This window comes from Castellaniella sp. GW247-6E4 (assembly GCF_040276065.1).
Classification (GTDB): Bacteria; Pseudomonadota; Gammaproteobacteria; order Burkholderiales; family Burkholderiaceae_B; genus Castellaniella.
Genome location: NZ_JBELOI010000003.1, coordinates 179,653 through 199,013 on the forward strand (window position 1 = coordinate 179,653; position 19,361 = coordinate 199,013).

Here is a 19,361-nt window from a genome sequence, read left to right on the forward strand (position 1 = left end):
TTTCATCACAAAGATCCTACATGCGCAAACTACCTGAACATGTCGGGCGAGAAACGGGGTCCGTCAATCCGAACAAATACAAGGTACGGCTTTACTCGGATGATCCCTAAAGCGCACGTGCAATCACTTCCTTCATGATTTCATTCGAGCCCCCGGCGATACGCATCAACCGCCCATCCGCGAATAACTTGGCAATTGGATATTCCATCATGTAGCCATAGCCGCCGTGCAATTGCAGGCACTCGTCGGTGACTTCGAACTCCATCTGAGTCGTCCACCACTTTGCCATCGACGCGGTTGAGTTATCCAGAGTACCGGCCATCACGCGGCATATGCAATCAGTCAAGAATATCCTGGCGATCTTGGCAAACGTCGCGCACTCAGCCAGTTTGAAGCGAGTATTCTGCTTGGCAAAGAGAGGAGCACCAAAGGCCCTTCGATCCTTGGTATATTGCGTCGTGATCTCCACGGCACGCTCCATCACTGCCACCGCCTCAGCGGCGATGATGGTGCGCTCCCAGGGCAGTTGCTCCATCATTTGTGCAAAACCGGCTCCCTCGTCTGGTCCCAGAAGATTTCCAACTGGGACCCGAACATCGTCAAAGAACAGTTCACTAGTATCCTGTCCCTTGCGACCCAATTTGTTCAAGATGCGTCCGCAGCGAAAACCCTTTAGACCCTCAGTCTCGACGATAATCAGCGATATGCCGCGTGCACCAGCTGCCTGATCCGTCTTGGCCGCCAGACAGATCAGATCCGCCATATAGCCGTTAGAGATAAAAGTCTTGGAGCCGTTGATGATGTATTCGCCCCCATCGCGTACTGCATTCGTCTTGATTGACTGCAAGTCCGAGCCTGCGCCTGGCTCGGACATGCCGATGGCAGCAATTTTTTTTCCACAAGCCATGGCTGGCAACCAATGCAATTTCTGTTCTTCTGAACCGTACGACAAAATATAATGAGCAACAATGTCATGGACGCTCACAGCGAGGCTATTAACCGGAACACGAGCCAGTTCTTCAAGAACGACACATTCATGTGCGAAAGTAGCTCCGCCACCTCCGTACAGATCCGGGACGTCACTCAGCAACATTCCCATCTCGCCAAGCTTCTCCCAAGCCTCCCGGTCGGGGTATTGCTGCTCTGCCCAGCGGTCTTCATGCGGAGCTAGTTCTTTCGCAATAAAGCGACGAACATGATCGCGAAATATCACGAGCTCCTCTCTGATGGAGTCATATTTGATGTCTGTGCTCATCGTCATTCCTGAAAAATGCAATACGCACCGTACATGCGCCGCACCACTTGTACCCGCCGTTCACGTGGGATCTTATCGGACTGCCAGCGGACTCTCTTGTGTGAACTGGCTATACAACGGACCATACGATGCTCACACCTCATGTGGATAGGTGCCCATGAATTTCGATAAAATCTGCATCATGATTTCGTCGGCACCACCACCGATCGATACCAGCCTGCCATCCCTGAATGCGCGGGATACCTTATTTTCAATGGTGTATCCCATCCCTCCCCAGAATTGGAGGCATCCATCAGTAACCTCACGAATCAGGCGTCCGGCCTTCAGCTTGGCCATCGTCGCCAGTTCTGTCGCGTTGTCTCCCGCAACCAGAACCTCAACCGCTCTATGAGACAAGGAACGCAATGCCTCAACCTCGGTCTTATACTCGGCAAACTTGAATTGCACCCACTGATTATCGAGAATAGGACGACCAAACGCCTTACGTTCTCGCGTGTACTCGATAGTTTCATCAATTACGTTGGCAATCTGTTTTCCAGCGGTCAATGCGCCAAAAATCCGTTCAACCTGAAATTGCTCCATCTGATGTATGAAACCCTTACCCTCTTCGCCTATCCGATAACGTTGCGGAACACGCACATCGTCGAAAAATATCTGTGCGGTGTCTGAGCTGTTCATTCCGATTTTTCGGATCTTTTTCGCAACATCTACGCCCTTAGTTTTCATCGGCACGACGATCAGGGACTTGTTTCGATGCGCTTTATCGTCGGACGTATTGGCCAGCACTACGCAAAAATCAGCCTGTGTGCCATTGGTAATCCAGATCTTGCCACCGTTGATGACGTAATCATCGCCATCCTTGCGCGCGATGGTTTTGATAGACGCCACGTCCGAGCCACTGCCGACTTCTGATATTCCGATACAAGCCACGAGCTCCCCCGCAATAGACGGTGCAAGAAACTCATGGCGGAGATCGTCCGTACCGTACTTTGCCAACGCTGGAGTGGCCATATCCGTCTGCACGCCGACAGCCATCGGTATTCCGCCACAATGGATATCAGCCATCGCCTCAGCCATGACTGCCGAATATGAATAATCCAACCCCATGCCACCAAACTCCACAGGTTTGTTCAAACCAAGAAGCCCGAGATCTCCCATTTTTCGGAAGAGTGTATGCGCTGGGAAGATCTCGTCTGCCTCCCATTGCTCAACGTAGGGGTTGATTTCTTCATCGATCAGGCGCTTGATCATGCGCTGAATCGCCACGTGCTCAGGCGTGAGCTGAATCATGAGGGGGGCTCCCTGGATGGGATTCAAAAATAAGGAAAATATCGTTCGCCATCGAGATGCCTGGGCGCCACATAATTTAGTCGCGCCGTTTTTTGAATCCCGATCTGTACCGCCGTAGCTTAGATGTGACGTGTTCTTCTATCTTGCGCAAAGCTGCTGCGATCACCGCTACGGCTATCCGATACGTCGTAATGGTCAAGCCTGCCGACTGTCCGGAACCAGACTTCGTGCCAATTCCTCCGGAACCATCACTGTCATGTCCAACAGCATCTGTCCCATGCCCTTTCCAAGCGGATCCATACGCAAGGACGCAGTGCCGCCGCCATCCAAGGCATCAAAGAGCAGAAAATTGCACGCATAAATGCCGGGCAGCAGAAAGCGCCGGACCTCCCCATTTACCAGATGGGAAAAATACAATTTCACAGCCTCGGGGGTCACCTGCCCAAGTATCAGTGGCAGATATTCCGGCTTGCGGGCAATCACACCGATATTCGAGATATTCCCTTTGTCCCCGCTGCGCGCGTAAGCAAGCCTGACCAGAGGCACAGCGACCGTCCAGCCTTCAGCAGGCGGCGTCTCGAGGATGGGATCCTGCGGCGAGGCGCGAACCTCGTCGTCCCCGGGTGGAATCATCACGCTCCGATCTTGCCCTCCCATCCGAATTTGTATGGGCACGAGGCCTTTGCTCAAAGTGAATGCAAACTGCTTGACCAGCGGAGAGACTGCCGGACGTGCCAGCGAGGGGCCCGTGGTACCCGGAGACCAGGAGGTTCCGGCAGGTGCGATTTCGCGGGAGAAGATGCCGAGCGCTTCCTTCGATGCATGATGAACCGCCACCCGCATCAAGACCTCACGTGCAGCCCGCGTTCTCGCATGGGGGCCATAGGTGTCCTCCGCCCCTATGATCTCGACACGGGAGGCGCTGTAGTCGGCTAACCCCCTCTGCCTGAAGATTTCTCGGGTTCGCTTCAAAATAGACTCACCAGTGCGGCGCGCCTTGCGAACTGCGTCAATCCCAAGGATCACCAGACTGCCAGCACAGCGATAGCCGTCACTGTAGGTTGCGGATACTTTGTAGGAAGACGGTGGCGGCAAACCACGCGCACCACTGACGATCACTCTGTCTTGACCATCCTGCTCGACACGTACATTTCTGAAATCACAGACCACATCCGGCAAAATATAGGCCGACGGATCGCCTATCTCGTAAACCACCTGCTCAGCGACAGCCGCGGATAGGATGCGGCCCCCTGTACCCATCGGCTTGGTCACCACGAACAAACCGTCCTCGTGACACTCTACAATCGGATAGCCGATGATCGGCCAATCTGGAATGTCCTCCCAATCGGTGTGCAGGCCGCCGGTCGCCTGACACCCACATTCGATGATATGCCCAGCAAGACTGCCGCCTGCCAGCTTGTCGTATTCTTGGTCCGACCAGCCGAATTCGTGGATTAATGGCCCGAGCGTCACAGCGCTGTCGACGCAGCGTCCGGTAATGACGATGTCGGCGCCCTGCCTCAGGGCCTCCGCAATCGGCAAAGCGCCAAGATAGGCGTTCGCACTCAGAATATCTTGCGGCAGTTCTGCACCGGTAAACATGTCGTTCTGTCGCGCTCTTCTCAAATCCGGGATGTGGGCGCTGACATCGTCGCCGAGAACTACGGCAATCTTGACCGAAACCCCCAGCTCTTCCGCCAGCCGGGCCAGCGCATCGGCGCAACCCTCTGGATTGATGCCCCCAGCGTTGCTTACAACCTTGATACCTTGTTTCACGACCTCCACCAGAACACTGCGCATCGTGTGATCGATAAAATCCGTGGCATAGCCAAGCGAGGAGTCCTTGCGACGCGCCGATACCAAAATCGCCATCGTCAGCTCCGCCAGATAATCGAACACGAGGTAATCGATTCGGCCGTCACGCACCAGTTGCGGGGCGGCGACCGCGCTGTCGCCCCAAAAGCCAGAGGCACCACCTATGCGAACCACTTTACGTTCTGTATCCTGCATTGCCTTCCCTTTAACGGCCGGGCCATACGGGCCTGCGTTTCTCGTTGAAAGCAGTAATGCCTTCCTTTGCATCCTCAGTCATCGCCAGCAATCCGATCTGACCTTCGGCGTAACAGAGTGCCTCGTCGATCGACATGGAACCCATCGCACGCAAGGCGTACTTGCCGCGCCGGATGGCTGTCGGCGATTTGTCGACGATCCGCTCGACCAGCCATTGGGTCTTCTCGGCAAGTTCCTCCTTCGGTACGGCGTAATTGATGAGACCGCAAGCCAATGCCGCCCGAGCATCAAAGGGCTCGCCACTGAGGCTCCACTCGCGCACAAGCCGTGATGGCACGAGCTGTTGCAGGAGGCTGAGCACCTGCATCGGGAATACCCCGACTTTCACCTCCGGCAAACCAAATAGTGCGTCATCGCATGCGACAGCCATATCAGCCATGCACAACAAACCCATCCCGCCAGCCATACAAACACCGTTGATTGAAGCAATCACCGGTAAAGTGGCATCTAGACCAGCGCGCAACATGTCTGCATAGTCCAGATTAGGTCGGGCATAGTCAAAAACAAAGGCCCCACCGGGCTGCAGGTCGGCCCCTGCGCAAAAGGACCGTTCACCTGCTCCCGTCAGAACGATCGCGCGCACGCCTGCATCTGCATGAGCCAGCCGGTACCCCTCGCATACCCCGTCAAGCACGGATTGATTGATTGCATTGCGCTTTTCGGGACGATTGAGGATGATCCACAAGACAGCACCGCGCCTCTCGAGTAAAACGTTCTGATCAGCCTGCATACTTGTCTTGACCTCTCTCACGTCGTCTGCATTGCCACGGTCTTATCAGCCGCGACGATTTCGGCTAGCACCCGGCTAGTCGACACCTGATCGTTCGGGTGCACATTTAGTGAACTCACTTCGCCCGCAACAGGAGCAACATGAATGTGCTGCATCTTCATCGCTTCGACAGTGATGATCGGGTCACCTGAGTCGACCAGATCGCCGACCGCCACATGCACCGCCACCACCTTTCCGCCCATCAGTGCCTTGATCTTGCCATCGATTGTTTTGTCTGGAGATTCCGCCGGCGCATAGGTCCGATCGATGACATCGAAGGGGATCCCACGGTATTGCATCAATAGCCTGTCGTCGTCACGCATGAAAACCGCATGTTCCACTCGGCCATCGAGCTCGAAGCGAACGCCGTGGCACTCAAGCTCCAGGAATTCGACATCGAAACAGTCATCGCTGATCTCTATCTGGAAGCGGCTCAGGCCGACTTCGAGTAGCGTCGCCACATATGAATGCTGGTCATATTCAAAATGAAGAGTGATCGGCAATCTGGGGCGGAGCGTGTGGGCCCGAACGCCACCGCTAGTGGAACCGCCAGTTGCATAGAGCAGCGCCGCGATCAGCGCCCTGGCACGAGTGTCTCGCTGTGCATCCCGTTCGAGCAGGGACTTGGCGTGAGTCGCGACAAAGGCCGTCGAGGCCATTCCGGCGACAAACTGAGGGTGCGAGAGACATGACGCCAAAAACCCCTGGTTGGTCTTCACACCGAGCGCCACGAGATCATCGATCGCAACCAGCAGCTTGCGGCGCGCCTCCTCGCGTGTCGCCCCATAAGCAATCAACTTGGCGAGCATGGAGTCATAGTAGGGTGAAATCTCTGCTCCGGATGTGAGGGCGTGCTCCACTCGGATACCCGCAGGAACGCGCCACATCGTCATGACGCCGCTCTGCGGCACGAACCCCAGTACCGCATCCTCGGCACACAACCTCACCTCGATGGCGTGCCCATGGAAACAAATATCTTTCTGACGCAAGGGCAGCTTCTCACCCCTTGCCACCTCAAGTTGCAGTGCGACCAGATCAAGGCCGGTGATCATCTCAGTTACCGGATGCTCCACCTGCAGGCGCGTGTTCATCTCCATGAAGTAGTAGGCGCCGTCATCATCGAGCAGGAACTCGATAGTGCCCACCCCCTCGTATTGAATGGCTGAGGCAGCAGCGACAGCCGCGGCGCCCATACGCTCACGCAGGCCGGCATCGACAGCAGGCGACGGTGATTCCTCTATCACCTTCTGATGACGGCGTTGGACGGAACAGTCGCGTTCGCCCAGATGGATGACATTCCCGTATCGATCGGCAAGGATCTGCACTTCAATGTGACGCGAACTCATGATGGCGCGCTCGAGGATGACCTCGGAATTGCCAAATGCACTTTGGGCCTCCGAGCGAGCACCACGCAGTGCATCCATGAATAGCTCGGAATGACTGACCAGACGCATGCCCCGGCCGCCACCTCCGGCGGTGGCCTTGATCATTAAAGGAAAGCCGACTTGCGCTGCTGCCGCCATCAAGGTGGCATCCCTCTGATCCTCGCCGTCATAACCAGGAATGCACGGGACGCCAGCCGCCTGCATCAGGCGTTTTGCAGCCGCCTTGTTGCCCATGGCGCGAATCGCCTCCGGCGAAGGGCCTATGAATACCAGGCCGGCATCCCTGCATGCCTCGGAGAACTCGGCATTCTCGGCAAGAAATCCGTAGCCGGGATGCACCGCGTCGGCGCCGCTGCAACGGGCTGCTTCAATAATGGATTCGATTCGTAGGTAGGATTCCGCTGGAAGCGGTGCACCGATCACAATGGCCTGATCAGCCTTTGTGGCGTGCAACGCCATTCTGTCAGCATCGGAATAAACCGCAACCGTGCGGTATCCCATCGCCTTTGCGGTGCGCATGACGCGTAGCGCGACTTCACCACGGTTGGCGACCAAGATCTTGCTGAAATTCGTCACTTTGCTCATGAGATATCCTGATTGCACACGCGGTTCATGGATAAGCCTCGCCCCCAGAACGGCTATCTGACGTTCAGGGGCGTGCCACCGAGAACTGCATCGCCTGCGTGTGGCGCGATCGAGCTTCGTGGCACACTGAAAGCACGAAAGAAAGGACTGCACGCGTGTCACGCGGATCAATCACGCCATCGTCTAGCAGGTGAGCGCTTGTCGTAAATACGTCCATCTGCCGATCGAAGGTGTCGACGATCCGTCTCTGCATGTTTTCCAATTGCACCTGATCCACGGCTACGCCCTTACGCCGGCTGGCGGTCTCACTGACTATCTTCATCGTCTGCGCCGCCTGCTCCCCCCCCATCACCGCCGTCCTCGCATTCGGCCACGAGAAACAAAAGCGGGGATGCAGTCCACGACCGCACATGCCGTAGTTGCCAGCACCGAACGATGCGCCGCAATAGATCGTGATCTGCGGCACCGTTGCATTGCTGATCGCCTGGATCATCTTGGCACCGTGTTTGATCATGCCGCCTTCCTCATAGACGCGCCCCACCATGAAACCAGTGATGTTGTTCAGGTACACAAGAGGCACGTCAGCCTGGCAGCAGGCTTGTATGAAGTGCGTGGCCTTTGCCGCACCGGCCGGATCTATAGGTCCATTGTTCGTGATGATCCCCACGGAATGCCCTTCGATTCTTGCATGGCCACACACTGTCGATGAACCGTAGCGCGTACCAAATTCGAGGAAATCCGAATCATCGACGATACGTGCGATCACCTCCTTCATATCCACGGGGCACTTGTAATCCACCGGCATAATCCCGAGCAGTTCCCCGACCGGGTAACAAGGCGCCGACGCCTTGCGTCCGGGGCTCTTGAGCAAGGGCTGGTCCCAATCGATCTTGGACAGTATGTCGCGAGCAATACGAATGGCATCCCGATCATCCTCCGCAAGATAATCACCCAGCCCAGAAACGCCCGTGTGCATCTCGGCCCCGCCCAACTCCTCCTCGGTCGCCTCCTCGCCGGTGGCCGCCTTCAACAACGGGGGCCCGGCAAGAAAGGCGCGCGACCGGCCACGCACCATGACGATGTAGTCGGAAAGCCCTGTCTGATAGGCGCCGCCGGCGGTCGAGGATCCATGCGTGATCGTAATTACCGGCAGCCCGGCGGCGGATAACCGAGCCAGGTTGTAGAACAGGCTGCCACCACGTACGAATTCGTCCACCCGATAAGACATCAAATTCGCACCCGCGCTTTCCACCAGCTGTACATAGGGCAGTTTATTTTCCAGCGCCAGTTGCTGGGCCCGCAATTGCTTGTCCAACCCCTTCGGCTGCAATGCTCCAGCATCGATACCCGAATCAGAGACAAGCACCATGCAGCGCACACCCGAGACAAACCCGATACCCGCAATCAGACCACCGCCCGGGATGCTCTTATCGGGATCAGGCGTGTCCAGGCAATAGCCCGCTAACGATGACAGTTCCAGGAACGGCGTACCATGATCAAGCAACAGCGACAGCCTTTCGCGCGGTAGCAACTGCGCTCGCTTCTCGAACCTCGGCCTTGATTGCGCGGACGCATCGCGGACACGAACCTCAAGGGCACGGACACGCTCAACCAAGATCAGGTTGGCGGCCTGATTCGCCTTGAATTGTTCGCTGTCGGGAGAGATACTCGTTTGGATAAAAGGCATATTTGATCCATTCCGAACCCAGGCTTCCTCTGAAAATTGATTTCAGATTGGCCGAGGCACAAAGTGGCCAGCACGCCAACGCACCCTGAAAGAGATGCTCCATGAGGCGCCGCCATCGAATCCACTATAGGGGAATGAACATGCAGCATCTTGCGCAAAGATGCTGCCAAGATCGAATGTCGACATTAAGGCTATCCAACCTATTCCGCCAGAATATCGATATGCAGACGGTCAGACAGACTGTCCAACAATATGATGGCTCTAACCCGTCCAGGGCAGTCGTACGGGTGAGCCTAGCAACAGGCTAGGTGACACACATAGCCCATAATGCGGAATACACAGCTGCCGACTCGACTCATTCGGCGTCTTGGCCCCAGTGCGAGTCTCCTCGAATACACCGACCGCTTGCGCCAACAGCCCCACTGCTGCAACGAACAGTGCCGCTTTGATCCACTTCTTCGTCATCTCAACGCCCCTGTCAGATCGATCATGCACAACTTGTAAACGAAACCGCCCTGAAAGACGGGGTACCAGCTCAGACTAGTATGGGAGCCCGGAAAATACTTGTGAAAACCTGCTATGGCTGCGCAATGCGAGCGGCGGCCAGCATCGTGTCACCAAACCGCCCCAAATGATGATCAGCATCACCATGACTGGCGCCGATCACCGTGAGGCGCTTGAAGTAATGGCCGACTATCAACTCGTCGGTCACACCTATCCCGCCATGCAGTTGTACGGCCTCTTGGCCCACTAGACGCGCCGAACGCATGACCAGTGCCTTTGCGCCCGACGCGGCATGCTGTCCATCCAGAGCGGACGAATCCATTTTCAGTGCAGCCCAATGGCATATCGAGCGAGCCTCCTCGGCCGCGATGTACATATCCGCCACGCGGTGCCTCAACGCCTGAAAACTCGCTAGCGGCTTACCGAACTGCTGTCGCGTCTTCAGGAATTCAACGGTGATTTCTATCAGGGCCGACATGATGCCGACAGCCTCGGCACACATCGAGATATTGGCAAAAGCCAAGGCACGTTGAATATATGGCATTGCCCCCCCGAGCGGTCCGAGCAGGGCATTGGGCGGCGCGGCGACATTGATGAAACGGACATCCGCGGCACGCCCTCCGTCATGGGTCTGATAGTCGTGCAGCACAACACCCTTCGTGGCGCGATCTACGATAAAGAGCGAAATCCCGTTGCTGTCACCGGGTGCGCCTGATGTGCGCGCAGACACGATCAGCTTGTCCGCCATTGACGCTCCCAGCACTACCGTCTTATCACCGGACAATCGCCAGCCTGCGGACGTCCTGATTGCAGCGGTCGCCACCTGGTTCGGATCGCAGCGTCCTACAGGTTCATAAAGGGCCGCCGCCAACAACAAAGAGCCCGCCGCAATGGCCGGCAACAGACTTGCCTTTTGTACCGATGAGCCCGCATCCAGAAGCATTCCCCCAGACAGCACCACAGTCGAGAGCATGGGCTCCGACAGCAGCCCGCGTCCGATATTTTCCATCACCACTATCATGTCGACGGCGCCTCCGCCAGTTCCCCCGTACTCCTCGGGGAATGGCAGCCCAGCGATCCCCAGTTCCGCTATTTGCCGCCAGGCTTCGCGATGGAAACCATAGCGATTTGCACTCGGATCCCTGTGGTGGCGAATGCCATTGTGCCTGGCAACGAAGCGACGGAGCATGTCGTGCAGGGCTGTCTGTTCCTCAGTAAGATTGAAATTCACGACACCCCCTCATAGGCCCATGACCTGCGCGATGAGATTCTTCTGAATCTCGGTTGTCCCACCGTAAATTGTGGTCTTGCGCAAATTAAAGTAGCGGGCAGCAAGCCAGCGCACGGACTCTGGGAGAGTATTCTGATCCGCTGTCTCCTCGTTGGCGTCCGACGCTTCGACAGGGCGTAGATCAGGCAAACCATGGACACCGAGTGCGAGCAGTTGGGCTTCAGCGATGGCCTGCTGCAATTCGGTACTTCTGATCTTGAGCAAAGATGCCTCGGGCCCGGGCTGTCGCTCCCGCGCGACCGATAGCAAGCGCAGGCAAGTAGCCTCCAGTGCAATCGCGTTCAGTTCCAGCCACGCAACCCTGTCTCGAAAGCGGACATCATCGATGACGGCTCCAGTGAGCGCCCGCTCATTTATCACCAAATTCTTCAGCCGCCGTAACTCACGCTTGAGAGAGCCAATATCGGCTATTGCCGTGCGCTCATGGCCCAACAGGAACTTGGCATAAGACCACCCCTTGTTTTCTTCGCCCACCAGGTTTTCCGCAGGAACACGGACATTCTCCAGCCAGACTTCGTTGATCTCATGTTCCCCATCCATCGTGATGATCGGCCGAACCATGATGCCAGGTGCTTTCATATCAATGAGCAGGAACGAGATTCCTTCCTGCGGCTTGCCTTCGCTGCGGGTGCGGGCAAGACAGAACATCCAGTCAGCGTGCTGTGCATACGTGGTCCAGGTCTTCTGCCCATCGACGATGTACTCCTGGCCCGATCGCACTGCTCTCGTCTTCAATGACGCAAGATCTGATCCGGAACCAGGCTCGGAATAGCCCTGGCACCACCAGTCCTCGCCGGAGATTATCCCTGGTAGAAACCGGGACTTCTGGACTTCACTGCCAAACGCAATCAGAACCGGCGCGAGCATTCTCAACCCGAATGCAATCTGAACCGGTGCGCCCGCGAGGGCGCATTCCTCCTCAAAGAGGTGGCATCGCAACGGATCCCAGCCGGCTCCACCATATTCGATAGGCCACCAGACGGCTCCCCAGCCAGCCTGATGAAGTATTCGTTGCCAACGCACGAAGTCGCCCTTGGCCAAACAGCGGCCATGAATCACTTTGGCGCGGAGATCCTCGGGCAGATTCCGCCTGAGAAATTCACGCACATCACGCCGAAAATTTTCTTGATCAAACGCCACGTCGATTGTCACCGTGCTGCATCTCCATACTTGCGCAACCACTTGCCATAGGGCTAATCGTTATCCGTGATCCGACACCAGATACAACGCTCTGGCATCTCCTTCATGCGACTTCGAATAGTCCTGCGGCCCCCTGGCCACCACCGATGCACATCGTCACGACCACGTACCTCACACCGCGACGCTTGCCTTCGAGGAGCGCATGCCCGACCAGCCGGGTGCCGGACACACCGTATGGGTGGCCGACGGCGATGGCCCCCCCATTGACGTTCAGACGCTCATCCGGAATACCCAAGATGTCGCGGCAGTAAATGACTTGCACCGCAAACGCTTCGTTGATCTCCCACAACCCAATATCAGCCACGCTCAACCCGGCACGTTCAAGCAAACGCGGAACGGCAAGCACCGGGCCAATACCCATCTCGTCAGGTGCGCAACCTGCCACCGCAAATCCCCGAAAGATGCCAAGAGGCTGCAGATTCCGCCGCTCAACGAGTCTGGCATCCATGACTACGCAGGCCGCGGCACCGTCCGAAAACTGGCTGGCATTTCCCGCGGCAATGACCCCGCCAGGCACGACGGAACGGATCATCGACACGCTCTCGTAGGTGGTGTCGGGGCGTATGCATTCGTCCTTGGCGACAATAACCTCCTGGGTATAAATTCGCCCGGATATCTTGTCGGCAACAGCCATTGTTACGCCCATCGGCACTATCTCATCATCAAACTTGCCAGCCACTTGCGCAGCCGCTGCCCTCAACTGACTGCGGGTGCCGTATTCGTCCTGTTGCTCGCGCGAGATGCCATAGCGCTTGGCAACGATCTCAGCCGTCTGCACCATGCTCCAATAGATTTCTGGCTTGTGCTCGGCCAACCAAGGGTCGAACAACATGTGCCGATTCGTCTCGTTCTGCACGCAAGAAATCGATTCCACCCCTCCCGCAACTATCACCGGTACCTCGTCGACAATGACACGCTGGGCCGCGATGGCGATCGCCTGCAGACCAGAGGAGCAGAAGCGGTTCACCGTCATTCCCGCTGTGGCCACAGGCAGGCCTGCACGCAAGGCGATCTGGCGCGCGATGTTGTTGCCGGTTGCTCCCTCCGGACTTGCACACCCCATGATCACATCTTCAACTTCCCCGGGATCGATATTGGCTCGCTGCACGGCAGAATCCACCACATGCCCCCCCATGGTGGCACCATGCGTCATATTGAACGAGCCACGCCATGATTTTCCAAGCCCGGTGCGGGCAACGGATACGATTGCTGCTTCACGCACTATCACGCTCCAGTTTGTGTTCCGTTAAATGTCTTACCCTCAGCGGCCAACTGCCGCACCAGGGCAGCAGGCTGCCAGAAGGGGTCACCGCTTTCGCGGGCAAAGCGATCCATCGTGCGGGCGATGCCATACAGGCCAACCTCATCGGCATAGAACATCGGGCCACCACGCTGTCGCGGAAACCCATAGCCGCTCAGATACACGACATCGATGTCCGACGCGCGCTGGGCAATGCCATCCTCAAGGATCCTCGCTCCCTCATTGACGAGCGCGTAGATACAGCGCTCGACAATCTCTTTGTCGCTAACCCTGCGCGCCGAAATGCCCAGCGTATTGCGATGGCTGACAATCATGTCATCGACTGCGGGATCTGGCTTTCCATTTCGCCGCCCCCCTTCATAGGTGTACCAGCCTGCGCCTGTCTTCTGACCGAAACGACCCATCTCGCAAAGCATGTCGGGAATGCGGGAATACCTGACCCCCGGGGCTTCGGCTTGATGACGCTTCCGAATGACCCAACCGATATCGTTACCCGCCAGGTCGCCCATGCGGAACGGCCCCATGGCCATGCCCCACTTTTCCAACGCCCGGTCAATCTGCCAGGGTGTCGCGCCCTCTTCGAGCAGCAAACCAGCCTGACGGCTATAAGGGAAGAGCATCCGATTGCCAATGAACCCATCACAAACACCGGCCAGCACCGCCGTTTTCCCAATTTTCTGCGCAAATCGCATCACAGTCGCAAGCACATCCGCACCCGTGCGGTCGCCGCGCACTACTTCCAACAACCGCATGACATTGGCAGGACTGAAAAAGTGCAGACCCACAATATCTTGCGGGCGCTGCGTGATGGCTGCGATGCGATTCACATCCAGTGTCGATGTATTGGTGGCGAGGATTGCCCCAGGCTTGGCGACTTCGTCAAGCCTGCGAAAGACATTTTGCTTGGCCTCCATATCCTCGAACACAGCCTCGATGATGAGATCAGCTTCACCAAGATCGCCATACGCGAGTGTGGGCCGCAGCAGCGCCATACGGGCGTCCAGATCCATTTTGGACAGCATGCCCTTGCGGACTAAATTTTCGTAGTTGCCACGGATACGAGCCGTACCGTGTTCCAGCATCTCCTGTTTGGACTCCAACAGAACGACGGGGATGCCCACACTCAAGAAATTCATGGCAATGCCACTGCCCATGGTGCCGGCGCCGATCACCCCCACCACATCGATGGGGCGCGTCGTTTCAACCCCGGATAGGCCAGCCACTTTCGCGGCTGCCCGCTCGCTGAAAAAAGCGTGACGTAAAGCTTTCGATTCGGGTGTCCCAAGCAAACCGACAAAATAGTCACGCTCGACGCGCAAACCGTCATCGAAGGACATCGAGACGGATGCCGCTACCGCGTCAATACACCTGCGTGGTGCCGGGAGGCTCTTTGCGGCCCCACCGACGGCGTTGCGCGCGAACTGAAAGAAGGCCTCCGCATTCGGATGATGGACTGTCAGGTCACGCACACGTTGCAATGGCTTCTGGTCACGGACGATCTCGCGGGCAAAGGCGAGCGCGCCTTCAAGCAGATCGCCTTCGATCACCGAATCAAACATGCCTGCTGCTTCGGCTTGTCCCGCGGTTATCGTGGCACCCGAGAGAATCATATTCAGAGCCGCTTCCGCACCAATCAGGCGCGGCAACCTCTGGGTACCACCGGCGCCAGGCAGCAGCCCGAGCTTTACCTCGGGTAGCCCGACCACGGCCTCCCGGATGGCAATCCTGTAATGACAACCCATGGCGAGTTCCAGCCCGCCTCCGAGGCACAGGCCCCCAACGGCCGCTATAACGGGTTTTCGACAGGCCTCAATCTCGCAGATCACGGTCCGCAGGGACGGTTCAGCCAGGGCCAACGGTGTGCCAAACTCACGGATATCGGCACCGCCGGAGAAAGCTCGATCGTTGCCGACAAGGACCACGGCCCTGACCCGGCTATCAGCGATCGCCCGATCAATACCGTTAACAAGGCTGGAGCGCAGCTCGAAACTAAGCCCGTTGACGGGAGGATTATTCAGAGTAAGGATCGCAACATCATCGCGAATCTGAAAATTGGTACAACCCATTTGTGCTCCTGTTGCATGGAATGAAGGCTCCACAACTGATAAGACGCTTGCATGCGCCGTTCTTCAGCCCTGGCGTCCCACCCAGGACATCTCACGCGCGGGTCTATCCCACACCACAGCATGCCCTGGACGTCCTGTTGACACAGTCCCGGACCCCAAGTGCCCGGACTCCAGTGAGAGGCTCAGGTATCGGGAGGCATAAAACATCGTCCTGGGCGAAAAACCGTAGGCCTTCCTGATCGAGTGAGAGAAATGGGTGGAGTCCGGGTAGCCCAGCTCAAGCGCGATATCAGTAAGATTGGATTGATGCTTGACATACTCCAGCGCGCAGCGCACCCGCTTCCACGCGATGAAGCGACGGAAGGTAGTACCTATCTCGCTTTTGAACAGGTGCAGGAAGCGTGAGACGGAAATGCCTGAGATCGCAGCACAGGATTGGGCCGAGAAGCGCTCCCAGGGTTGATCCCGGATCATGGCCACGACATGCCCGATACGGGAGTCCAGGCCGCGGTGCAGAAACTGGGCGCGCAGTGCCACGTCCATATACTCCGCAATGCTGCCCTCGCCCGGCTCGTGCGCACGATCACCAAGATCAAGCGTGAGTTCCGTCATTCCGTCGATGATCTCCGCTAGATCAGCACAGGGATCGCTGTCGGCGGACATGCCGATGACACTCTTCATGTCGACAAACTCCGGTTCGATCAGCAGGACCCCGACACGATCGCAAGCTACGATCTGATGCTCAAGATATGGAGCCACGACGGCTGACTCCCGCTCTTCCCACTGCCCGTCATCCGCACGGAACCGAAAAGGTTCGCCGACAGCGAGGTAAACCGTCAACGAGCCAAGCGATCGTCGCGAGGTTTTTCCAAGCAACCCTAGATAGAACACGGCATCGGGTCTGATTACCATGATGCGATTATTCTCACGATGCTCCCGCGGCCCCTTTGCGCTCATAAGTTCCAGAGGTCGTTTCATTCTCAGCTCCTCGCCCCTATCCAGTTGCAGGGTTATTGCTATGGTCGAATCATCCTCGCTCGCCGGCCAGGAGACGGCTTCATGAAAAGCGCGAAAAATCCGGTTTTCTCCTTTCAGTAAAGGCGGCCACAGCTTCGGCGACTTCCGGCGCCCTGGTCCTTCCAACAAAACATGTCATCTCATGCTCTATCGTGCGCGCCACAATCTCGGCATCGTGAGCTTTCAGCAATTGCTTTGTCAGCCGAATGGATGCTGCCGGCTGGAGAGAGAGCCTGTGTGCTCTGGCCATGGCGAATTCGAGTAGGGAGGATGCGTCAACAATATCGTTAACCAGCCCAATTTCCCGTGCCAACTCCACTGAAAAAAATTCACCAAGCATCAATAATTCCGATGCGCGCTGGTGGCCGGCAAGACGCAGCAGGGTATAGCTGCTACCAAACTCAGGACACAGGCCGAGATTCACAAACGGAAATTGAAAACACGCCTCGTGGGATGCATATACAAGATCGCAATGGAGCAGGAGAGTTGCCCCAACACCAATGGCATGACCATCCACCGCCGCCACAATCGGCTTGGTGGCACCACTGATCTGCCGCATGAAGGCCATGATCGGATCAAGCTGTGCAGCCCGTTCTGGCGTTGAAGCGGAAAATTCCTGTATCTCGTGCCCAGCAGAAAAAATCCCGGTCTGGCCATGCAGCAGCAGCACACGAATTCTCGGGTCACGCTCGGACCAGGCCAGAGCCTCGCTCAAATCACGATAGACACCGGCGTTAAAGGCATTTTTCTTTTCAGGCCGATCAATCTCGATGCGCAGCACACCTTCAGCAAGCTCAGTACGTATAACCTGATCCACGCCACTCCTCCACACGTTGCTGCTGTTTCACCATCGCTGGCAAACTAGCTGAAAGGGCCTCACCCAACCATGCGGTCATGACCACTCCAGTAGGTGTCACGCACCTTTCTCTTCAGAATCTTTCCGACGGGGCTGTGTGGCAACTCCGAAACAAAATCGATGCTCTTGGGCGCCTTCACACTTCCAAGCCTGGACTTGCACAGAGCAATCAGTTCCTCTTGACTCACTGTTCTGCCCGGTCTGGTCTGCACGACCGCTTTGACTGCCTCGCCCCACTTGTCATCAGGCACGCCTATGACCGCGCATTCGTGAACCGCGGGATGCGAGGCGATGACCTGCTCAATCTCGGATGGAAAGACGTTGAAGCCCCCTGTAATGATGAGATCCTTCTTGCGGTCGATGATGTAATAAAAACCTTGTGCATCGCGATAACCGATATCGCCTGTGTGATGCCAGCCGAACCTGCTCACCTGGGCAGTCGCGTCGGGATTATCAAGATAACCCTTCATGACGAGGTCGCCCTGCACCACAATCTCGCCGACCATGTCGTCTCCAAGCAGTCTGCCCTCATCGTCCATGACCGCAACGCGAACAAACGGCGACACGCGACCACAGCTCCTGAGTCGCGATGGAAAATCAAGAGGGCGATGCTCCTTAGGCCCCATGAAGGTGATTGTCATGGGCGCCTCGGCCTGCCCATACATCTGTGTCATGACCGGCCCGAACACTTCAATGGCTTCACGCAATTTCTCCGTCGACATGGGTGCCGCAGCATAGATGAAGTACTTAAGCGACGAATAGTCGAAACTACGCACGTTTGGCTGGCTGAGCAGCATGTAGATCATCGTAGGCGGCAACAGCAATGTGTCGATCTGATGCTCACTCACCGACTTCATGATGGTCTGTGGATCGGGCTTTTCCAACACGACCGTGGTGCCGCCCAGCGCCATAAACGCCAATACCATAATCCCGGCGGCATGGGTCAGTGGCGCGGCAGCCAGGTAGACAGGAGGGCTCTCGAATGGCATGCATGCCAAAACGTTGGCAACGAAGGTGGCTATATTCCGGTGCGAAAGCATCACTCCTTTGGACTGCCCTGTCGTGCCCCCGGTTGCACCGATCGCAACTGTATCGGCTGCGTCATATGGCACAAAGAATGCACGGGCATCAAAAGGCTTGATCCAGTCGCTCAGTCCAACCCCGTTAGTGCCAATTGCATCGATACAGACGAAGGAGCGGATACCAGGGCACCGCTTGCGCAAGCTGGTCACCAAGTCCTCGAAGGCACTGCCGTAGAACAGTGTCTGAACACCGGTAAAGTCCAGAAAGTAGGCAATTTCCTCGGCCACGCTCCTTGGATTGATAGGAACCCAGATTCCACCAGCCCTTACCAACGACAATGCGCAGGTAAACGCCGTCGCATCGTTGTGACTGAGTACCGCCCCCACATCGCCCGGACAAAAGCCCTCTGCGCGCAAAGCGGAGCCGATCCGAAAAGTTAGATCACGCACGTCTCCGTAGGTGAATGTCCTCCCTTCCTGCAAAAAGCAGGGACGCTGCGCATCAAGACAGGCACCTCGATCCAGCAAGTCGATCAGGTTCAATGTGATGACTCCCAGCTATGCCAGATTCGGCAGCGGCCGACCCAGCCACTCTCTATAGAAGCCCTCGAGGTCCGGTTCAAAGTTGTGCACAATCGGATAACCCGGCGGCACCACCTCGACATCAAGCAGGCTACCGTCCAACGGATCGTAATATTCCCTCAACTCCATCCAGTCTGGATCGCCATAAGCCATCTCGGTGTACACCTTCTGGTATGACTCATGCGTATTGCGCACGTAGATCCTGGTTCCTAATTTCCAGTTCTTGCGGTAGTCTCCGAACTCGTGCCCGCTGAGGCTCTTGGTTATGATTGATCCGTCCGCCTTGCGCACGATAAAAAGCCGCGGCCCGAGGGGCAGCAGGATCTGATCATCCCAATCAACACGTTCCTGCAGCACTGCAATGTATTTGTCGAACCGATCAGCATCCTTGAAACTGCTCATCATGTCCTTCAGAACATCCCATGGCAATTTGCCATCGAGCAGTTCCGCAATCATGTTCTTGTCGTAGGTCGTCATTCAGCTCGCTCCTTGGGCTCACGGACTAGGCGCTGTCGGTCAGG

Annotated in this window: 14 protein-coding genes; all 14 read right to left on the reverse strand. The window is 56.8% G+C overall.

Going from position 1 to position 19,361, the window contains the following annotated elements; genetic code table 11:
- Positions 1 to 106 precede the first annotated feature (106 nt).
- Positions 107 to 1,255 carry an acyl-CoA dehydrogenase family protein gene (locus tag ABS761_RS06005; protein WP_350407217.1) on the reverse strand — a complete coding sequence of 383 codons (1,149 nt, stop codon included), beginning with the start codon at positions 1,253 to 1,255 and terminating at the stop codon, positions 107 to 109.
- 132 nt (positions 1,256 to 1,387) lie between these two features.
- Positions 1,388 to 2,542, reverse strand: a complete 1,155-nt coding sequence (locus ABS761_RS06010) for an acyl-CoA dehydrogenase family protein (protein WP_350407272.1) — start codon at positions 2,540 to 2,542, stop codon at positions 1,388 to 1,390.
- Between the two features lie 198 nt (positions 2,543 to 2,740).
- Positions 2,741 to 4,555, reverse strand: a complete 1,815-nt coding sequence (locus tag ABS761_RS06015) for an acyclic terpene utilization AtuA family protein (protein ID WP_350407218.1) — start codon at positions 4,553 to 4,555, stop codon at positions 2,741 to 2,743.
- Between the two features lie 10 nt (positions 4,556 to 4,565).
- Positions 4,566 to 5,345: an enoyl-CoA hydratase/isomerase family protein gene (locus ABS761_RS06020; protein WP_350407219.1), complete on the reverse strand. Its 780-nt coding sequence runs from the start codon at positions 5,343 to 5,345 to the stop codon at positions 4,566 to 4,568.
- Positions 5,346 to 5,362: 17 nt separating this feature from the next.
- Positions 5,363 to 7,354 (reverse strand): acetyl/propionyl/methylcrotonyl-CoA carboxylase subunit alpha, encoded by a 1,992-nt coding sequence (locus tag ABS761_RS06025; protein WP_350407220.1) that lies wholly within the window; start codon positions 7,352 to 7,354, stop codon positions 5,363 to 5,365.
- A 64-nt stretch (positions 7,355 to 7,418) separates the two neighbouring features.
- Positions 7,419 to 9,041 (reverse strand): acyl-CoA carboxylase subunit beta, encoded by a 1,623-nt coding sequence (locus tag ABS761_RS06030; protein WP_350407221.1) that lies wholly within the window; start codon positions 9,039 to 9,041, stop codon positions 7,419 to 7,421.
- 577 nt (positions 9,042 to 9,618) lie between these two features.
- Positions 9,619 to 10,776, reverse strand: a complete 1,158-nt coding sequence (locus ABS761_RS06035; protein WP_350407222.1) for an acyl-CoA dehydrogenase family protein — start codon at positions 10,774 to 10,776, stop codon at positions 9,619 to 9,621.
- A gap of 9 nt (positions 10,777 to 10,785) precedes the next feature.
- Positions 10,786 to 11,988, reverse strand: a complete 1,203-nt coding sequence (locus tag ABS761_RS06040) for an acyl-CoA dehydrogenase family protein (RefSeq protein ID WP_502881390.1) — start codon at positions 11,986 to 11,988, stop codon at positions 10,786 to 10,788.
- Between the two features lie 91 nt (positions 11,989 to 12,079).
- Positions 12,080 to 13,258, reverse strand: coding sequence for an acetyl-CoA C-acyltransferase (locus ABS761_RS06045; protein WP_350407223.1), 1,179 nt, complete (start codon positions 13,256 to 13,258; stop codon positions 12,080 to 12,082).
- Positions 13,259 to 13,260: 2 nt separating this feature from the next.
- On the reverse strand, positions 13,261 to 15,363 hold the full coding sequence (locus tag ABS761_RS06050) for a 3-hydroxyacyl-CoA dehydrogenase NAD-binding domain-containing protein (protein WP_350407224.1): 2,103 nt from the start codon (positions 15,361 to 15,363) through the stop codon (positions 13,261 to 13,263).
- Positions 15,364 to 15,426: 63 nt separating this feature from the next.
- Positions 15,427 to 16,341 (reverse strand): helix-turn-helix transcriptional regulator, encoded by a 915-nt coding sequence (locus ABS761_RS06055; protein ID WP_350407225.1) that lies wholly within the window; start codon positions 16,339 to 16,341, stop codon positions 15,427 to 15,429.
- Between the two features lie 79 nt (positions 16,342 to 16,420).
- On the reverse strand, positions 16,421 to 17,197 hold the full coding sequence (locus ABS761_RS06060) for an enoyl-CoA hydratase (RefSeq protein ID WP_350407226.1): 777 nt from the start codon (positions 17,195 to 17,197) through the stop codon (positions 16,421 to 16,423).
- Positions 17,198 to 17,256: 59 nt separating this feature from the next.
- Positions 17,257 to 18,801 carry an AMP-binding protein gene (locus tag ABS761_RS06065; RefSeq protein ID WP_350407227.1) on the reverse strand — a complete coding sequence of 515 codons (1,545 nt, stop codon included), beginning with the start codon at positions 18,799 to 18,801 and terminating at the stop codon, positions 17,257 to 17,259.
- A gap of 15 nt (positions 18,802 to 18,816) precedes the next feature.
- The gene (locus ABS761_RS06070; RefSeq protein WP_350407228.1) at positions 18,817 to 19,317 is read right to left on the reverse strand and encodes an acetone carboxylase subunit gamma; all 501 of its coding nucleotides are present in this window, start codon (positions 19,315 to 19,317) and stop codon (positions 18,817 to 18,819) included.
- Positions 19,318 to 19,361 lie beyond the last annotated feature (44 nt).